Source organism: Micromonospora sp. CPCC 205546, from assembly GCF_036902715.1.
Lineage (GTDB): Bacteria > Actinomycetota > Actinomycetes > Mycobacteriales > Micromonosporaceae > Micromonospora.
Map to the genome: position 1 here is coordinate 52680 of NZ_JBAKHL010000038.1, position 15435 is coordinate 68114.

Here is a 15435-nt window from a genome sequence, read left to right on the forward strand (position 1 = left end):
TCGTCCGCACTCCACCCGGCATCAACGAGATCAGGCGTGCGCGCGGAGGACCGCCTTGCGGTCGACGACCTTGACGGTCGACTTGGTGTAGGACTTCATTTTTCCACCCCCTTTCGGCTGCTGGAAACGCTACACATCCTCGCATCGGCTGCATACCCCTGTTCCGCAATTATCGGGGGTAAATTCCTGGCACCTGTTCCGCGCACGACAATGGGTGGTCACCCCGTCGGGGGAACCACTGCGGGACGCCTATTGGAGGGGTGTCTGATCGGGACGGATTCCAGTCACCCACTCATTTCGAGCACCTCTTTGAAATAGCGTGAGCGGGTCCGGACCGCCAATGCGACGAGCGGCCCCACCGCAGCCGCCGTCGCCATGAACAAGGCGGCGAGCAGCATCCAACCGGTGCCCTGCAGGCCGGACACCAGTGCCAGAGCCGTGACGGGCGTCAGCGCCCTGCCGATCTGTGACGCCGTCGAGAAGAGACCCAGGTACTGACCGTGGACATGATCCGGGGACAGACCGGTGGCCGCTCCCCAGGCACCGCCGGCCAGGGACATCTCCGCGACGACATGGGTGAGCGCGCCGGCCAGAAGCAGCACGTACCCCCACCTCGCGCCGGAACTCCCGGCCGCCCCGAACAACAGGCAGGTCGCGCTGAGCGACACGGCGCACATGCTCAGCGCGCGTCTGGCTCCTCGCACCGTGTCGCCGAGACGGGCGAAGCGCGTCTGCAGCAGCACGACGCAGACCGTGTTGACGATCACCAGAACGGAGAAGAAGGACTGCTCGATCGACGTGTGGGACACCAGCCAGACCGGCAGCACCACGAACATCACCCCCTCGTTCATCGCCAGGACGCCGTTGAGCAGCACCAGTGCGAGCACCGGCAGATCGCGGTGGCCGACCGCGGCTGGCTTCGAGTCGTCGACGGCGACCGGAACCGGCCGGGGGAAACGCAGGCAGACCAGGGCACCACCGCACTGGGCCACACCGGCGGCGAGCAGGCCGACCGCGAAGGTGGTGCGGTCAGGATGGAGCAGGACCAACGCCCCCAGCCCGGCGCCCACGGTGAGGCCGACGTTGTTCGTCGCGCGCATGAGACCACGCGCGCCCGCCCGCGTCGACTTGGGCAGCACCTGACTGACGAGAGCCCCCCGCGCCGAGGTGGACGCCGCCTCCATGACCGCGACGGCACAGGCCACGGCGATGAAGGCGACCGTCGTGGTGGCCAGGACGTAGGAGGCGGTCGCCACACCCTGGGCGATGCCGGCGGCCACCGTGGCCGTCCGGGCTCCGAACCGGTCCGCGAGCACGCCGGTGGGATACGAGGCCAGCATGGCGAGCACCGCCGCCAACGTCAGACCGGCGCCGAGCTCGACTATCGGGATGTCGGCGACCGTCACGAAGTAGATGGTCGCCACGGAGAGCACCAGGCCGGTGCCGATCGTCCGGACGAGGTTGCTCGCACAGAGGCGGCGGACGTCGGGGTCGCGCAGGAGCTGCGCAGTCGTGGGACGCTCGCTCATGCGGCGGCCAATCTCTCCTGGAACCGGTCGAGATCCACCGCGTGGAGTTCGGCCAGATATCTGACGCACGCCAGGGAGTCGCGGGCGATTCGGGGACCGACCGACCGGTCGGTGAAGTCGTGTGTGAAGTCCCTGGCCGCCGCGGCGTCCATTCCGGCGCGCACGAGAAGGTGCTCCTCCAGTGCCTTGTCACGTCCCAGGAATGCCACGACCGTGTCCGGGACGAGCGCCGCCAGGGTGCTCCTCTCACTGGCCGCGAGAGAACGCCAGAGGTACGGCAGGAAAGCACGGAAGTAGGCGTGGTGCCGCCGTTCGTCCTCGCAGTGGTCCGCGACCACCTCGCGTACGTATCCGGGCAGCCGACCGTCCCGCGGCATCGACATGAGGCGCGTCGAGATCAGGGTCTCGCTGACGTACGTGACGAGCAGATCGAACGCGGGGCGCAGGGCCGGGGCGACGGAATCGCGGAGGCGGTCCCTGGTGCGTTGGAACTCGTACGTCGCGGGCAGGCTGGGGGCGACCGAGGTCTGGGCGTGGATCCTTCTCATCAGATCGGCCGTGAACTGGCCGTGCCACGCCTCGTCCGTCGTGATGGCCATCGCGTCCCGGCGCATCGCCTCCGGCAGCTCCACACCCGAGCGGTCGACCCCGATGAGCGCTGTCACCGGAAGCACGATCAGCGCTTCCAGCTGCACCGTGAAGTCGAGGTACGCCTGCATGTTGAGCACCAGGTAACGGCGCCAGGCCTCGGGCGTGAGCACGCCGCGCAACTCTTCGTGACCGGTGATCTGCTCGGGCGGGAAGAACGTGGCCGTCTCGTCGGTGGTGGGCCGGAGCGGCTTGACCCGTACGCTTGCCCGACTGTCCCAGTTCTCGAACGCACTGCGGTAGGAGGCGGAGGTCACCGCTCCCCCCTCACCTGGACGAAGCCCGTCGCCACCAGGTCGTCGACCACCTCGGCCACGTCCGCGGCCACCTCCGGGCCAGCCACGTCGTACTCTTCAGCCACCGCCTCGATCAGGGTTTCGACGGTGGCGCGGTGGCCGAGCCGGTGCCAGATGAACTCGGCGACACCCTCCAGGACGATGTCCTGATCGTCGAGGGCCAGGTACAGGAGCCCGCCGACCCGACGCACCCGGGCCCGGAGATCTCGCTGATACACCGTCATCGTCACAGCTCGATCGAGGCGGCGATCGTCTGGCACGTGATCAACACCCGCTCGACCCAGGCCTGCGGATCGTCGTGGTAGTCGCGCATCGTCTCCACTGCCCAGTAGTCGTCGACCGTGAACTGCGAGGGACGGACGTGCTCGATCCGCCGCACCCGCCACTTGCTGGAGAAGCTGAACTCGCCGGCGGTGGCGAGGACCGCGTCCACCGCGAAGCCGTACGCGCGCGAGGCAGCGAGCGTGGCGCTCCGAATGTCGTCCGCCTCCCACTGACCCACGGCGTCGTCGATCGCGTTGTCCGCCAACCGCAGGCACCGTGCCGCCATGACCTGGGGGGCGGCCGATTCGTGCAGCCGGCGTTGCCAGGACGCCACCTCGGGTTCGCCACTGATCGCCCGGCCGTGCCACAGCCGGCCGAGGAAGTCGACCTCGGCGTTGCTCAGTTCGCCGGCCGCCACGCCGCCGTGCAGGCGCTCCAGGTCCATCGCCGCCACCAGGCACTCCACCTGGGTCGCGGACCAGATCTGCGTGTCGACGACACCGTCGGCGGTGACGACCGGCAACCGGTAGGCCCAGCCGGGCGCCGCTCCGCAGGGGACCCGCCGGACGTCGGATGCGTGCGGTTCGTCGACGGCGGGAAGGATGGCGTACCAGTCGCGGTCGCTGTGCTTGTTGGCCCATCCCCGTACGGTGGAACCGCCCTCGAACACCGCCGGGTCGCCGGGCAGGTGGGCGTTGAAGAGCGACAGCCGCTGTACCAGTTCGGCACTCATACCGCGACCGCCACGGTACGCAGCAGACCGGCCCCGAGCATCTCGTCGATCTGCCGCTCGACTTCCTCCCGCGGCGCCGGCCCGCAACTGTCGATCAGCTCGCCGAGACCCGTGGGGACGACCGCGCGCCGCAGCGCCTCGACGATCCACCCCTGCTCGGGCTCGACGGCGTATTCGATCTCGCCGTCGACGATGACGAGCGTCAGTCCCGCCTCGTCGACCGCGAAGTCGATGCCGGACGCCGTCTCGACGTGGACGGACGGGCCGCCGAGCAGTTCCGTGAAGATCGTGTGCCGCGCGAGGCCCACGTCGCCCGTGGCGAGCGTCGGTTCGTCCGCCGGGTAGTCCAGCGGCTCGAGCCGGTAGTCGGAGAAGCCACCGGCGACGATCTCGTCGAGCAGGCCCATGTTGACCACGCGCAGCAGGATGTCGATGTCGACGCTACGGTCACCGGCCGCGGCGCGGTCGAGCGCCGAGAGGACGCTGTCCGGGTCCAGGTGCTCCTTGCCCCCGGCGCTGCTGAGCGCCCGCTCCACCAGCGCGCCTCCGTCGGCGCCGAGCATGGCGACGGTCTGCCGGCGCACGAGTTCCTCGCCCATACCGCGGTAGAACGAGATCTTGGGACGCTCGGCCAGCCCGGCGGGCAGGACGTCACGGAACGCCAGCCGCGCGATCGCCTTGTCCCACAGCAGTTCGGCGTGCCGGGCGGCGGGGATCGCACCGGTCAGCTCGACGATCCGGTGGTCGAGGAAGGGGACGCGCGCCTCCACCCCGTGCATCGCGGCCATCCGGTCCTCGTGCCAGTTGTTGTACTGCTGGATGTCCTCGTACTTGGTGCGCACGAAGTCGGCATAGTTCTCCTCGGCCGTACCACGACCGACCGAACGCAGGTACGAGCCCGTCCCGGCGCCCCAGGTACGCAACCGTCCGTCGCGCAGCAGCCGCGTCGACTCGGCCATCTGCCGCAGCGCCTGCTGGAACGCCGGCCACCCGCCGTCGCCCGCGAAGCCCGCCGTGTAACCGCCGTTGAACTCGTCGGCGGCCTGACCGAGAAGCATCGCCTTCAACGCCGGGTTCGTGCGCCTGGCCTCGACGTACAGGTGGTTCTTGTACCACTGCTCCGCGCTGCAGAACGGCGTCTCGGTTCCCGCGAGCAGTTGCAGCCACTCGGCCGGGGTGGCGTGCCGCGCCGGCGGCAGCATCACCATCCTGAGGTCCATGCCGACGTGCTCGGCGACGCGCTGAGCCGCCTCGGCGTCCCCGTTGAGCAGCGTGCCGGGCGTCACCGCGGCGAAGGCGGTGACGGCCTTGCCGGCCCGGGCGGCGAGTACGGCCACCGCCGCGGAGTCGAGGCCACCGCTCAGCAGAAGGCCGACGTCGGCGTCGGCCGTGGCGCACTCCTGCACCGAGGTGGCGACCAGCCGTCGGTACTCCGCGACGAAGTCGAGGTCCGGATCGGTCGCCGGTCCCGTGCCCGCGAAGTCGGGCAACTCCCAGTACCGGTGCGCCGTCATCGTCGCGGTGGCCAGGTCGAAGACCTCGATGGTCGCCGCCGGCGTGGCGTGCACGCCCGTCACGAACGAGTCGAGTGTGCTGCGGTCGAACGACGGCTCCGCGGTCAACAGCCGCTTGTGCAGGGCGGCCTCCCAGTCGAAGCGCATCGGCACGCAGCCCGAGCGGCCGAGGGCCTTGAGCTCCGAGGCGAAGACCAGGCGACCGTCCTGCACGGCGTGGTAGATCGGCTTGATCCCGAAGCGGTCCCGCGCGAAGATCACCCGTCCGCTGCGGCGATCGTGCACGACCAGGGCGAACATCCCCCGGACGTCATCGAGAAAGGCCAGCCCCTTGCGCTCGTAGAGGTGCAGGAGGACCTCGCAGTCGGACTTGGTACGCAGGCGGATGTCCGGAATCGAGGCCTCGAGCTCCCGATGGTTGTAGACCTCGCCGTTGGCCATGAGCACGACCTGGCCGTCCGCCGAGATGAACGGCTGATCGCCGTCCTTGGGCGCCACCAGGGCGAGTCGGGTGAATCCCAGGATCGCCGCGTCGTCCTGCGCCATCCCCCGACCGTCGGGACCGCGGCGGGTGAGCGAGGCCAGCATGGAGTTCACCGCCGCGACGTCGGCCGGGTTGCACCGGTCCACGGTCGACCCCACAACCGCCACTCCAGCTAGACCGCACATGAGGAGCTCTGCCTTTCGCCGTCGGGACCGGTCTTGTGGGCGTCGATCGCCGCACGCGTGCGCCGCTTGACGTCGGCGAGGTGCCGCAGGTCCGGAAGGTGCGCGTAGCCGTCCCCGAGCAGCCGGGGCAGATCGGCGTAGTGCACGACGCAGCTCTCGGCGCCGGCCTTGGTCGCCGCTTCCACCAGGGGTGGGGTCAGATATCCGGCGACGTGCATCTCGCAGCGGTGGCCGTCGCAGACGTCCCGGACGAGGTTCAGCGCCCGGACCATCCCGGGGCCCAGCTCGGTGCTGCCGCCGGGCACCCGCGCCCGGGCCGCCAGCAGGCTGCCGAGGTCGTTGGTGCCGACGACGAAGTGCTCGGCACCGGCCGCGGCGAGCGCCTCGGCGTCGAGTACGGCGGCGGGCGTCTCCAGCATCGTCCCCAGGCGGCAGTCGCCGACCTCATCGCGCACCCTGTCGCGGAACCAGCGGAACTCGTCGGCCGACGCGACGAAGGGGGCGATGACCGTGAGGCCGTCGTGCCGCCGGTGGATCTCCCGCAGCACGGCCAGCTCGGCCGACAGGCTGGCGGGATGACGCATGTGGCGGCGGATGCCGCGTAGCCCCATCAGCTGGTTGTCCTCGTGGAGGATCTCTTCGACCCCGGCCAGGACGTTCGCCTCGGCGACCGTCACTTCCATCGTCCGGTAGACGACCCGGCGGGGCGCCAATCCGAACAAAAGGTCCAGATAGGCGAACATCTTCTCTTGGGCAACTGGTGCGGTCGGATACAGCTGCAGATCCCGGAATATGTACTCGCCGCGCACCAGGCCGATTTCCACAAAATCGGCGAGAAGCTCGGCGGTCGGCCTTTCTCCGGAAAGTGCGAGCGAGATGTTATCGAACAAGTTTTCCCCGATGGCGTAGCAAGAACTCCCCTAGAGCATCACATTGACACTGATCCTCGTGGCACGTGAACGTACCGCAGCATTTTCGGGCCACGCAACCCCTACTGCGCTGCGTAAGGGCGTGCGTCGGTTTCCGTATTTACGCCTGCTAGTGCCCTCATGCCGCCGTCGCCGCGGTGGCGAGAAGCGCCCGCGTGGATCGCCGGGCCGTCGCAGATACGTAGGCACCCGATCACTTTCTGTTCAATGTTCTCCATGCCGTGGGGCGCGGGTGGTCGTCGACGCGCGCGCCGAGAAGACGTGGGAAGTGAACTCGGCCGTCTTCATCCGGGCCGGCCGACGCGCCTGTGGTCCTGCGATTCCGGTGACTTGCCGGTGTCCGGTGACGAGGGGCGCTGCCGCCGAAGTCGCGAATTCCGGACCATCCGGGGCCGGCGTCATCGGGGAGAGCACAATGTGCGCCGCTGGTGGATGCTGGTGGCGCCGCACCGTGGCTCCGGCGGCGCGGCGGTCACCGGAGGACCTGACAGAGGAAACTGGTCAGGGCCGAGGTCTGTGGGGTCATGACGGGCGTCCGCCGAACGCCCACGCGTGGACCTCGATCTCGGCGTACCGGTCCGGGGTCAGCACGGCACGCGCCCCGCCCGGGTCGTCGGCGCGGACGAGTGCCGCCGTGCCCAGCCACGTCACGCCGTCGTCGGACAGCAGCGGCCCGTACGCGATCAACTCGTTCCGGTCCCCGCTCACGTCCAGGTCGGCGGCCTGCCCCGCGCCGAGACCGAGCACCAGGTAACGGTCGCCTCCGGTCCGGCCGCCGGGAAAGTCCCACATGGTGCGTCCCAGCGTGTTGTGCCACCGGCGCAGCAGCACGTCCCGGTACGCGCCGGCCTGGTAGTTCGGCTCGTCGAGGGCGAACGCCCGGGCGGCGGCGGGATCGGGCAGGTCGACGATGTGCACGCTGCCCGTGGGGGTCCTCCCGCCGGGGGCGAACGTCGGCCCGCGGGCGATCATCCGGGCCGCGTACCGGTCCATGTAGGACCAGTGCTCCTCGCGCAGCTCCTCGCGCAGGGGCAGGGAGCCCGACCGGTCGCGGTGGTAGCAGAAGAACTCCATGCCGGAGATCCTGACGCCGGCGCCGGCGCCCGAGACAGGCGGGTGTCCCTTCCGCGTGTGGCACCGGATCTGTCACCCCCCGGTCGTACGCTCGCCGGCATGACGACGATGGAGACCCACACCCTCGCCGTGCCCGGCGTCGACCTGGTCTACGACGTGCGCAGACCGCTGTCGGCCTCCGGCGATCACCGCACGCTGCTCATGATCGGCCAACCGATGACGGCGGAGGGCTTCAACGCGCTCGCCCCCCACTTCACCGACCGGACGGTCGTCACCTACGACCCGCGCGGCCTGGGCCGCAGCGTGCGCTCCGACGGCCGGTCGGACCACACGCCGCAGCAGCAGGCGGCCGACCTGCACCTGCTGATCGAGGCGCTCGGCGGCGGCCCGGTCGACGTGTTCGCCAGCAGCGGCGGGGCGGTGACCGCGCTCGAACTGGTCGCGGCCCACCCCGGCGACGTCGGCACGCTGGTGGCGCACGAGCCGCCGATCAACGCCGTGCTTCCCGACGCGGCGGCGGCCGAGCGCGCGCGGGCGACCTTCCACGAGGCGTACCAGGCGAAGGGCATGGGCGCGGGCATGGCCGCGTTCATCGCGATGACGTCCTGGCAGGGCGAGTTCACCGACGCCTACTTCGCCCAGCCCACCCCCGACCCGGCGGCGTTCGGCCTGCCGACCGAGGACGACGGCTCCCGCGACGACCCGCTGCTGTCGAAGAACTCCTGGGCGGTCACCGACTACCGCCCCGACGCGGCGGCGCTCACCGCCGCGCCGACCCGGATCGTGATCGCGGTCGGCGAGGAGTCGGCGGGGACCTACACGGCCCGGACGGCGGTCGCCACCGCGGCGCTGCTCGGGCAGGAGGCCGCGGTGTTCCCGAGCCACCACGGCGGCTTCCTGGGCGGCGAGTTCGGCTACGCGGGCAAGCCCGCCGAGTTCGCGGCCAGGCTGCGCGAGGTGCTGGACGCCGACTGACCACCGCCGGCGGGGGCGGGCCGACCGCCGCCGGCAGCCGCACCGTCACTGCCGGAGGCAGGGCGACGTCGAGCGCCGTCAGAGCGCCACGATCGCCGCCGACTCCGCCGGCAGCTCGATGCGGTCGCGCATCACCGTGACCCCCTCCCCCGTCGCGAGCAGCACCCGGCGCGCCACCCCCGGCAGCGTGATCCGCTGCGGCTTGGCGGCCAGGTTCGCCGCCACCAGCGTCCCGCCCCGGCGCATCACCAGGAACTGGTCGCCGGGGCGTACGTCCACGGCGTGCAGCCTCGGGTCGGACAGGTCGGGGTGGCTCTTGCGCAGCGCGATGAGCCGCTTGTGGAACTCGTACATCTCGCGGTGTTCGGGTTTGTCCAGCTCGGCCCAGTCGAGCCGGGAGCGGACGAAGGTCTGCGGGTCCTGCGGGTCCGGCACGTCGCCCTCCGGCCAGCCGTGGGCGGCGAACTCCCGCCTGCGGCCGGTGGCGACGGCGGTCGCCAGCTCCGGCTCCGGGTGGCTGGTGAAGAACTGCCACGGGGTGCTGGCCGCCCACTCCTCCCCCATGAACAGCATCGGGGTGAACGGGGCGGTGAACAGCAGCGTCGCGCCGACGCGCAGCAGCCCCGGGGAGAGGGTGGCGGAGATCCGGTCGCCGGTGGCCCGGTTGCCGATCTGGTCGTGGTTCTGCAGGTAGGCGACGAACCGGTGGCCGGGGATGCGCTGGCGGTCCACGGGGCGGCCGTGGTGGCGGTTGCGGAAGCTGGACCAGGTGCCCGCGTGGAAGAACCCGCCGGTGAGCACGTCGGTGAGGCACTCCAGCGAGCCGAAGTCGCCGTAGTAGCCCTGCCGCTCGCCGGTGAGCAGGGTGTGCAGCGCGTGGTGGGCGTCGTCGTTCCACTGGGCGTGCAGGCCGAAGCCGCCGGCCTCCCGGGGCGTGATCAGGGTGGGGTCGTTGAGGTCGGACTCGGCGATCAGCGACAGCGGCCGGCCCAGGTGGGTGGAGAGCGCCTCGACCTCGATGGCCACCTCCTCGAGCCATCCGGTGGCACGCGAGTCGGGCATGGCGTGCACGGCGTCGAGCCGCAGCCCGTCGACGTGGTAGTCGCGCAGCCACATCAGGATGCTGTCGACGATGTAGCGGCGCACGCCGTCGGAGTGCGGTCCGTCGAGGTTGACGGTGCGGCCCCAGGTGTTGCTCTGCTCGGTCAGGTACGGCGCGAACATCGGCGCGTAGGCCCCGGAGGGCCCGAAATGGTTGTAGACGACGTCGAGGATCACCCCCAGACCCTTGGCGTGGGCGGCGTCGACCAGGCGTTTCAGGCCGTCCGGCCCGCCGTAGGGCTGGTGCGGGGCATACCAGCAGACCCCGTCGTAGCCCCAGTTGTGCTCGCCGTTGAAGGCGTTGACCGGCAGCAGCTCGATCATGTCGACGCCGAGGTCGACGAGGTGGTCGAGGCGGCCGATGGCGGCGTCGAAGGTGCCCTCGGGGGTGAACGTGCCGACGTGCAGCTCGTAGAGGACGGCGCCGGGCAGCTGCCGGCCGCTCCAGGCCTGGTCGGTCCACTCGAAGGCGGCGTGGTCGTAGCGCCGGCTCGGTCCGTGCACGCCCTCCGGCTGCCAGGGCGAGCGGGGGTCGGGCAGGGCCCGCTCGTCGTCGTCGAGCAGGAAGGCGTAGTCGGTGCCGGGGCCGGCGGCGGGCACCTCCACCCGCCACCAGCCGTCCGCGCCGGCGCGCATCTCGTGGTCGGCGACGCCGGGCAGGCGCAGCCGCACGCGGGCGGCCTGCGGCGCCCACACCGTGAACTCGGTCATGAAGCCTCCACGGACTCGGTGGTGGGAGCCAGCAGCGCGACGGGATAGGTGGCCAGCAGGTCGGCCAGCGGGATCTGTCCGCCACTGTAGGCCCGGCCCGTGAACACGTCGGTCACCTCGTGAACGGGAAGTGACAGGGTGGTGTCGCCCCAGCCGCCGGTGCGGGCCAGCCCGAGCGGCAGCCGGGTGGCGACCGCGACGGCGCCGCCCCGGTCGAAGGCGAGCGCGTGCCGCCCGGCGCGCCCCTGGGCCGGCACCGGCCGGTAGCCGCCGAACAGCTCCGGGCGGTCGCGGCGCAGCCGCAGGGTCCGCGACACCACCAGCAGCTTCGCCGCGCCGTCCACGTCCACCGGCGGGGGCGGGCCGGCGTCGAGGCGGGCCAGCAGCTCCCGGCGTACGGCGAAGTCGACCGGGCGGCGGTTGTCCGGGTCGACCAGCGAGTTGTCCCACAGTTCGGTGCCCTGGTAGGTGTCGGGCACGCCGGGCATGGCGAGCTGCACGAGCTTCTGCCCCAGCGAGTTGGACCAGCCGGCGGGGGTGATCTCGTCGGCGAAGGCGGTCAGCTCGGCGCGCAGCTGCGGGTCGTCGTACATCGCGTCGACGACGCCGTGCATGGCGCGCTCGAAGGCGGGGTCGGGGTCGGCCCAGCTCGTCGACACCGACGCCTCGCGGGCGGCCTTCTCGGCGTACGCGTGCAGCCGTTCCCGTTCGATGGGCCAGGCGCCGACGGCGGTCTGCCAGAGCAGGTGCGCGAAGGCCGGGTCGGGCATCGGCGCGCGGGCCGTCCAACGGGTGACGAGGTCCGCCCAGCGCCCCGGCAGCTCGCTGAGTACGGCGAGGCGGGCCCGCACGTCCTCCGAGCGCTTGGTGTCGTGGGTGGAGAGGGTGGTCATGCTCGCCGGCCAGCGCACCTGCCGGGCGGCGGCGAAGCGGTGGAACTCGGCCGGCGGCACGCCGAAGTGCGCGGGGCTGCCGCCGACCTCGTTGAGCGCGACGAAGCGGCTCCACCGGTAGAAGGCGGTGTCCTCCACGCCCTTGGCCATTACCGCGCCGGTGAACTGGGGGAAGCGCTTCGCCAGCTCGTCGTCGGGGTCGCGCAGCCGGCGGGTGAGCGCGTCCAGCGTGCCGGTCAGGTCGGGGCGGCGGCGGCCGGCCTCGGCGCGGGCGGCGGCGAGGTGCCGCGCGCCCTGAGGTGGGTAGCCCCGGTAGACGGCGAAGGCGGCGGCCAGCTCGGCCAGCGCGGCGCGGGCGGCGTCGCGGTCGACGTCACCGGCGAGCGCGGCGAGGCGGGTCAGCTCGGCCGACAGCAACCGGGTGGCGGCGGCGAGCTTGGTGTCGTGGGTGAGGTCCTGCCAGGAGGTGTGCCGACCGACGAGGTGGGTGTCGAGGGCGGTGAAGTCGCCTTGGGCGTCGGGGTCGACGAAGAGCCCGCAGACGGCGGCGAGGGCGTCGTAGCCGGTGGTGCCGTCCACCGGCCAGTCCGGCAGTTCCTCGCCGTACTCCAGGATCTTCTCGACCACCAGCCACGCGTCCGGCGCGGCGGCGCGCAGCCTGGCCAGGTAGGCCGAGGGGTCGCGCAGCCCGTCCGGGTGGTCGACGCGGATGCCGTCGACCTCCCCGGCCGCCGCCCACCGCAGGACCTGCTCGTGGGTGGCGGCGAAGACCTCCGGGTCCTCCACCCGCAGTCCCGCCAGGTCGGAGACGGCGAAGAACCGGCGGTACGTCAGCTCGGCGTCGCCGCGCCGCCAGGAGACCAGCTCGTAGTGCTGCCGGTCGTGCACCTCGCGGGGGGTGCCGTCGCCGGTGCCGTCGGCGACCGGGAAGCGGTGCTCGTGGTAGCGCAGTTCCCCGTCGGCGAGCTTGAGGTCGTCCAGGGCGTCCGGGGAGTCGGCCAGCACCGGCAGCAGCAGCCGCCCCCGGTCCCAGTCGATGTCGAACCAGCCCGCGTACGCCGAGTCGCGGCCCCGGCGCAGCACGTCCCACCACGCGGGGTTCGCGGCGGGCACGGCCACGCCGGCGTGGTTGGGCACGATGTCGACGACCAGGCCGAGGCCGGCGGCGCGCAGCGCCCGCAGCAGCCGCTGCCGGGCCGCCTCGCCGCCCAGTTCCGGGTTGACGGCGCGGTGGTCGACCACGTCGTAGCCGTGCGCGGAGCCGGGGGTGGCGGTGAGCAGGGGCGCGCTGTAGAGGTGGGTGGCGCCGAGGCCGGCCAGGTAGTCGGCCAGCTCGGCGGTGGCGTCCAGGTCGAAGCCGGGGCGTACCTGCACCCGGTAGGTGGCGCCCACGCGGGGCGCGTCGGGTCGAGGGGTGCTCGACATGTCAGGCCTTCCTCTCCAGCGCCACCACGCACCGGTCGGGTACGCGGAGGGTGCCGCCCGCCTCGACCACCGTGGTCTTCTCCGGTTCCGGTTCCGCGGTGCTGATCACCAGTTCCCAGCGCTGCCCGAACTCGGGGCCGGGCACGGTGAAGTCCAGTGGCGCGTCGTGGGCGTTGAAGCAGAGCAGGAAGGAGGCGTCCACGTGACGCTGGCCGTACGGGCCGCGCTCGCGGATGCCCTCGCCGTTGACGAAGAGCGCGACGGCGCGGCCGAAGTCGTTGCCCCAGTCCTCGCCGGTCATCTCCCGCCCGTCGGGGGTGTACCAGGCCAGATCCGGCAGGGGCTCGTCGACCAGCCGGGAGCGCACCGGCAGGCCGGTGAAGAAGCGCCGCCGGCGGAACACCTGGTGGCTGCGGCGGAAGTCGACCAGCTTGCGGGTGAACTCCAGCAGCCCGGCGTCGGCGTCGTCCCAGTCGACCCAGGCCAGCTCGCTGTCCTGGCAGTAGGCGTTGTTGTTGCCGCGCTGGGTGCGGCCCAGCTCGTCGCCGTGGCCGATCATCGGCACGCCCTGCGACAGCACCAGGGTGGCGAGGAAGTTGCGCCGCTGGCGGGCCCGCAGGGCGCGTACGGCCTCGTCGTCGGTGTCGCCCTCGACGCCGCAGTTCCAGGACCGGTTGTGGCTCTCGCCGTCGCGGTTGTCCTCGCCGTTGGCGTCGTTGTGCTTGTCGTTGTACGACACGAGGTCGCGCAGCGTGAACCCGTCGTGGCAGGTGACGAAGTTGATGCTGTGGAACGGGCGGCGCCCGTCGTCCTGGTAGAGGTCGGCGGAGCCGGAGATGCGGGAGGCGAACTCGGCGAGGGTGGCCGGCTCGCCGCGCCAGAAGTCGCGCACGGTGTCGCGGTACTTGCCGTTCCACTCGGTCCACACCGGCGGGAAGTTGCCCACCTGGTAGCCGCCCGGCCCGACGTCCCACGGCTCGGCGATCAGCTTGACCTGGCTGACCACCGGGTCCTGCTGCACCACCTCGAAGAAGGTGGAGAGGCGGTCGACCTCGTAGAACTCCCGGGCGAGGGTGGCGGCGAGGTCGAAGCGGAACCCGTCGACGTGCATCTCGGTCACCCAGTACCGCAGCGAATCCATGATCAGCTGCAGCGAGTGCGGGCTGCGCACGTTGAGGCTGTTGCCGGTGCCGGTGTAGTCGACGTAGTAGCGCCGGTCGTCCTCGCTGAGCCGGTAGTAGCTGGCGTTGTCGACGCCCTTGAAGCTCAGCGTCGGGCCGAGGTGGTTGCCCTCGGCGGTGTGGTTGTAGACGACGTCGAGGATGACCTCGATGCCGGCGGCGTGCAGCGCCTTGACCATGCCCCGGAACTCCTGCACCTGCTGGCCGAGGTGCCCGAGCGCCGAGTAGCCGTGGTGCGGGGCGAAGAAGCCGATGGTGTTGTAGCCCCAGTAGTTGCGCAGCCCCAGGTCGGTCAGCCGGTGGTCGTGCACGAACTGGTGCACCGGCATCAGCTCGACGGCGGTCACCCCGAGCTTCGTCAGGTATTCGATCATCGGCGGCGAGGCGAGGCCGGCGTACGTGCCGCGCAACTCCTCGGGGATGTCCGGGTGGCGCATCGTCAGCCCGCGCACGTGCGCCTCGTAGATCACCGAGTGGTGGTAGGGGATGCGCGGCGGCGAGTCGTTGCCCCAGTCGAAGTACGGGTTCACCACCACGGACTTCGGCATGAACGGCGCCGAGTCGGTCGTGTTCATCCGCTCCGGGTCGCCGTGCTCGTAGTCGTAGACGGCCGGGTCCCACCGCACGTCGCCGTCGATCGCCTTCGCGTACGGGTCGAGCAGCAGCTTGGCCGGGTTGCAGCGCAGCCCGTTCGCCGGGTCGTACGGGCCGTGCACGCGGTAGCCGTAGCGCTGTCCCGGCTCGATGCCGGGGATGTACGCGTGCCAGACGTACGCGTCGACCTCCCGCAGCTCGACGCGGCGCTCCGCCCCGGTGTCCCACTCGTCGAACAGGCAGAGCTCGATCCGCTCGGCCACCTCGGAGAAGATGGCGAAGTTGGTGCCCATCCCGTCGTAGGTGGCCCCCAGGGGATACCGCTCACCCGGCCAGACCTGCATGTCGCTCCTTTGCGAGATCATGAGCGCGCATCGCACCATGAGCACACCGCACGGCGGGGCCGGCGGCGCGCGTGCGGGTATTGCCCCGCGCGTTCCGCCGTCAATCCACCCGATCGGAGGATGACCGGAATCCACCCGACTGACCCGACCCGGGACTTTCAGGTGTCCTCCGTCACCTTGGCCCCTTTCGAGATGCGGGATCGGCCGGAATGCCCTTTGCTTGTCGTGGGGCGCGCCCGCGCGTCCTCACCCGGCCCCTCGGCCATCCCTCACACCGTTCCGCCGCCATCGCTGCCGGCGCGTTCCACCATGCATGGACGGAGATTGATGTGACGACCCTGCGGGTCGGCGAGCAGCCCACCACCAACCCGGGTCGGGTCCACCGGCCCACCCTCACCTCCCGGCCCCAGGTCCCGACGCAGACCGGGACGACGGGCACGCCCCCGCAGACCCGCCGCATCCTCATGCTCTCCTGGGAGTACCCGCCGGTCCTCGTCGGCGGGCTCGGCCGGCACGTGCACGCCCTGTCCGTCGCCCTGGCCGCCGCCGGGCACG

12 protein-coding genes are annotated in these 15435 nt (G+C 71.4%); 2 read left to right on the forward strand and 10 right to left on the reverse strand.

The features are described from left to right. Positions 1–284 precede the first annotated feature (284 nt). From V6U77_RS18645 to V6U77_RS18675, 7 genes are all read right to left on the reverse strand, one after another. Complete coding sequence (locus V6U77_RS18645; RefSeq protein WP_334607614.1) at positions 285–1529, reverse strand: MFS transporter; 1245 nt, start codon at positions 1527–1529, stop codon at positions 285–287. Next, a complete protein-coding gene (locus V6U77_RS18650) occupies positions 1526–2434 on the reverse strand; it encodes a diiron oxygenase (RefSeq protein ID WP_334607615.1) in 909 nt (302 codons plus the stop codon). Before V6U77_RS18650 ends, V6U77_RS18645 begins: the two co-directional genes overlap by 4 nt. Further along, complete coding sequence (locus tag V6U77_RS18655) at positions 2431–2697, reverse strand: PqqD family protein (protein WP_334607616.1); 267 nt, start codon at positions 2695–2697, stop codon at positions 2431–2433. The genes V6U77_RS18650 and V6U77_RS18655 overlap by 4 nt, the downstream gene beginning before the upstream one ends. Positions 2698–2699: 2 nt before the next feature. Next, a complete protein-coding gene (locus tag V6U77_RS18660; RefSeq protein WP_334607617.1) occupies positions 2700–3470 on the reverse strand; it encodes a hypothetical protein in 771 nt (256 codons plus the stop codon). After that, positions 3467–5626, reverse strand: coding sequence for an asparagine synthase (glutamine-hydrolyzing) (asnB, locus tag V6U77_RS18665; RefSeq protein ID WP_334607618.1), 2160 nt, complete (start codon positions 5624–5626; stop codon positions 3467–3469). The genes V6U77_RS18660 and asnB overlap by 4 nt, the downstream gene beginning before the upstream one ends. A gap of 14 nt (positions 5627–5640) precedes the next feature. Next, positions 5641–6543: a putative PEP-binding protein gene (locus V6U77_RS18670; RefSeq protein WP_334607619.1), complete on the reverse strand. Its 903-nt coding sequence runs from the start codon at positions 6541–6543 to the stop codon at positions 5641–5643. A 561-nt stretch (positions 6544–7104) separates the two neighbouring features. Continuing rightward, positions 7105–7656: a YciI family protein gene (locus V6U77_RS18675; protein WP_334607621.1), complete on the reverse strand. Its 552-nt coding sequence runs from the start codon at positions 7654–7656 to the stop codon at positions 7105–7107. A 99-nt stretch (positions 7657–7755) separates the two neighbouring features. Here V6U77_RS18675 and V6U77_RS18680 point away from each other — a divergent pair, with 99 nt between their 5' ends. Next, positions 7756–8631: an alpha/beta fold hydrolase gene (locus V6U77_RS18680; protein ID WP_334607622.1), complete on the forward strand. Its 876-nt coding sequence runs from the start codon at positions 7756–7758 to the stop codon at positions 8629–8631. A gap of 78 nt (positions 8632–8709) precedes the next feature. On the opposite strand, the gene treZ is transcribed toward V6U77_RS18680, so the two are convergent. Genes treZ through glgX form a run of 3 tightly spaced genes read right to left on the reverse strand, consistent with a single transcriptional unit; the run spans position 8710 to position 14880 of the window. Continuing rightward, complete coding sequence (treZ, locus tag V6U77_RS18685) at positions 8710–10443, reverse strand: malto-oligosyltrehalose trehalohydrolase (protein WP_334607623.1); 1734 nt, start codon at positions 10441–10443, stop codon at positions 8710–8712. Beyond that, the gene (gene treY / locus V6U77_RS18690; protein ID WP_334607624.1) at positions 10440–12761 is read right to left on the reverse strand and encodes a malto-oligosyltrehalose synthase; all 2322 of its coding nucleotides are present in this window, start codon (positions 12759–12761) and stop codon (positions 10440–10442) included. The genes treZ and treY overlap by 4 nt, the downstream gene beginning before the upstream one ends. 1 nt (position 12762) lies before the next feature. Then, on the reverse strand, positions 12763–14880 hold the full coding sequence (gene glgX, locus V6U77_RS18695) for a glycogen debranching protein GlgX (RefSeq protein ID WP_334607625.1): 2118 nt from the start codon (positions 14878–14880) through the stop codon (positions 12763–12765). 329 nt (positions 14881–15209) lie between these two features. On the opposite strand from glgX, the gene V6U77_RS18700 reads away from it, so the two are divergent. Continuing rightward, positions 15210–15435 (forward strand): glycogen/starch synthase (locus V6U77_RS18700; RefSeq protein ID WP_334607626.1); only part of this gene is annotated, 226 nt, incomplete at its 3' end.

What these genes read in the sequence shown, in the direction of transcription:
- treY (WP_334607624.1), bottom strand. Translation starts at nt 12,761, where the DNA reads ATGTCGAGCACCCCTCGACCCGACGCGCCCCGCGTGGGCGCCACCTAC.
- treZ (WP_334607623.1), bottom strand. Translation starts at nt 10,443, where the DNA reads ATGACCGAGTTCACGGTGTGGGCGCCGCAGGCCGCCCGCGTGCGGCTG.
- glgX (WP_334607625.1), bottom strand. Translation starts at nt 14,880, where the DNA reads ATGCAGGTCTGGCCGGGTGAGCGGTATCCCCTGGGGGCCACCTACGAC.
- V6U77_RS18660 (WP_334607617.1), bottom strand. Translation starts at nt 3,470, where the DNA reads ATGAGTGCCGAACTGGTACAGCGGCTGTCGCTCTTCAACGCCCACCTG.
- V6U77_RS18675 (WP_334607621.1), bottom strand. Translation starts at nt 7,656, where the DNA reads ATGGAGTTCTTCTGCTACCACCGCGACCGGTCGGGCTCCCTGCCCCTG.
- V6U77_RS18645 (WP_334607614.1), bottom strand. Translation starts at nt 1,529, where the DNA reads ATGAGCGAGCGTCCCACGACTGCGCAGCTCCTGCGCGACCCCGACGTC.
- V6U77_RS18680 (WP_334607622.1), top strand. Translation starts at nt 7,756, where the DNA reads ATGACGACGATGGAGACCCACACCCTCGCCGTGCCCGGCGTCGACCTG.
- V6U77_RS18655 (WP_334607616.1), bottom strand. Translation starts at nt 2,697, where the DNA reads ATGACGGTGTATCAGCGAGATCTCCGGGCCCGGGTGCGTCGGGTCGGC.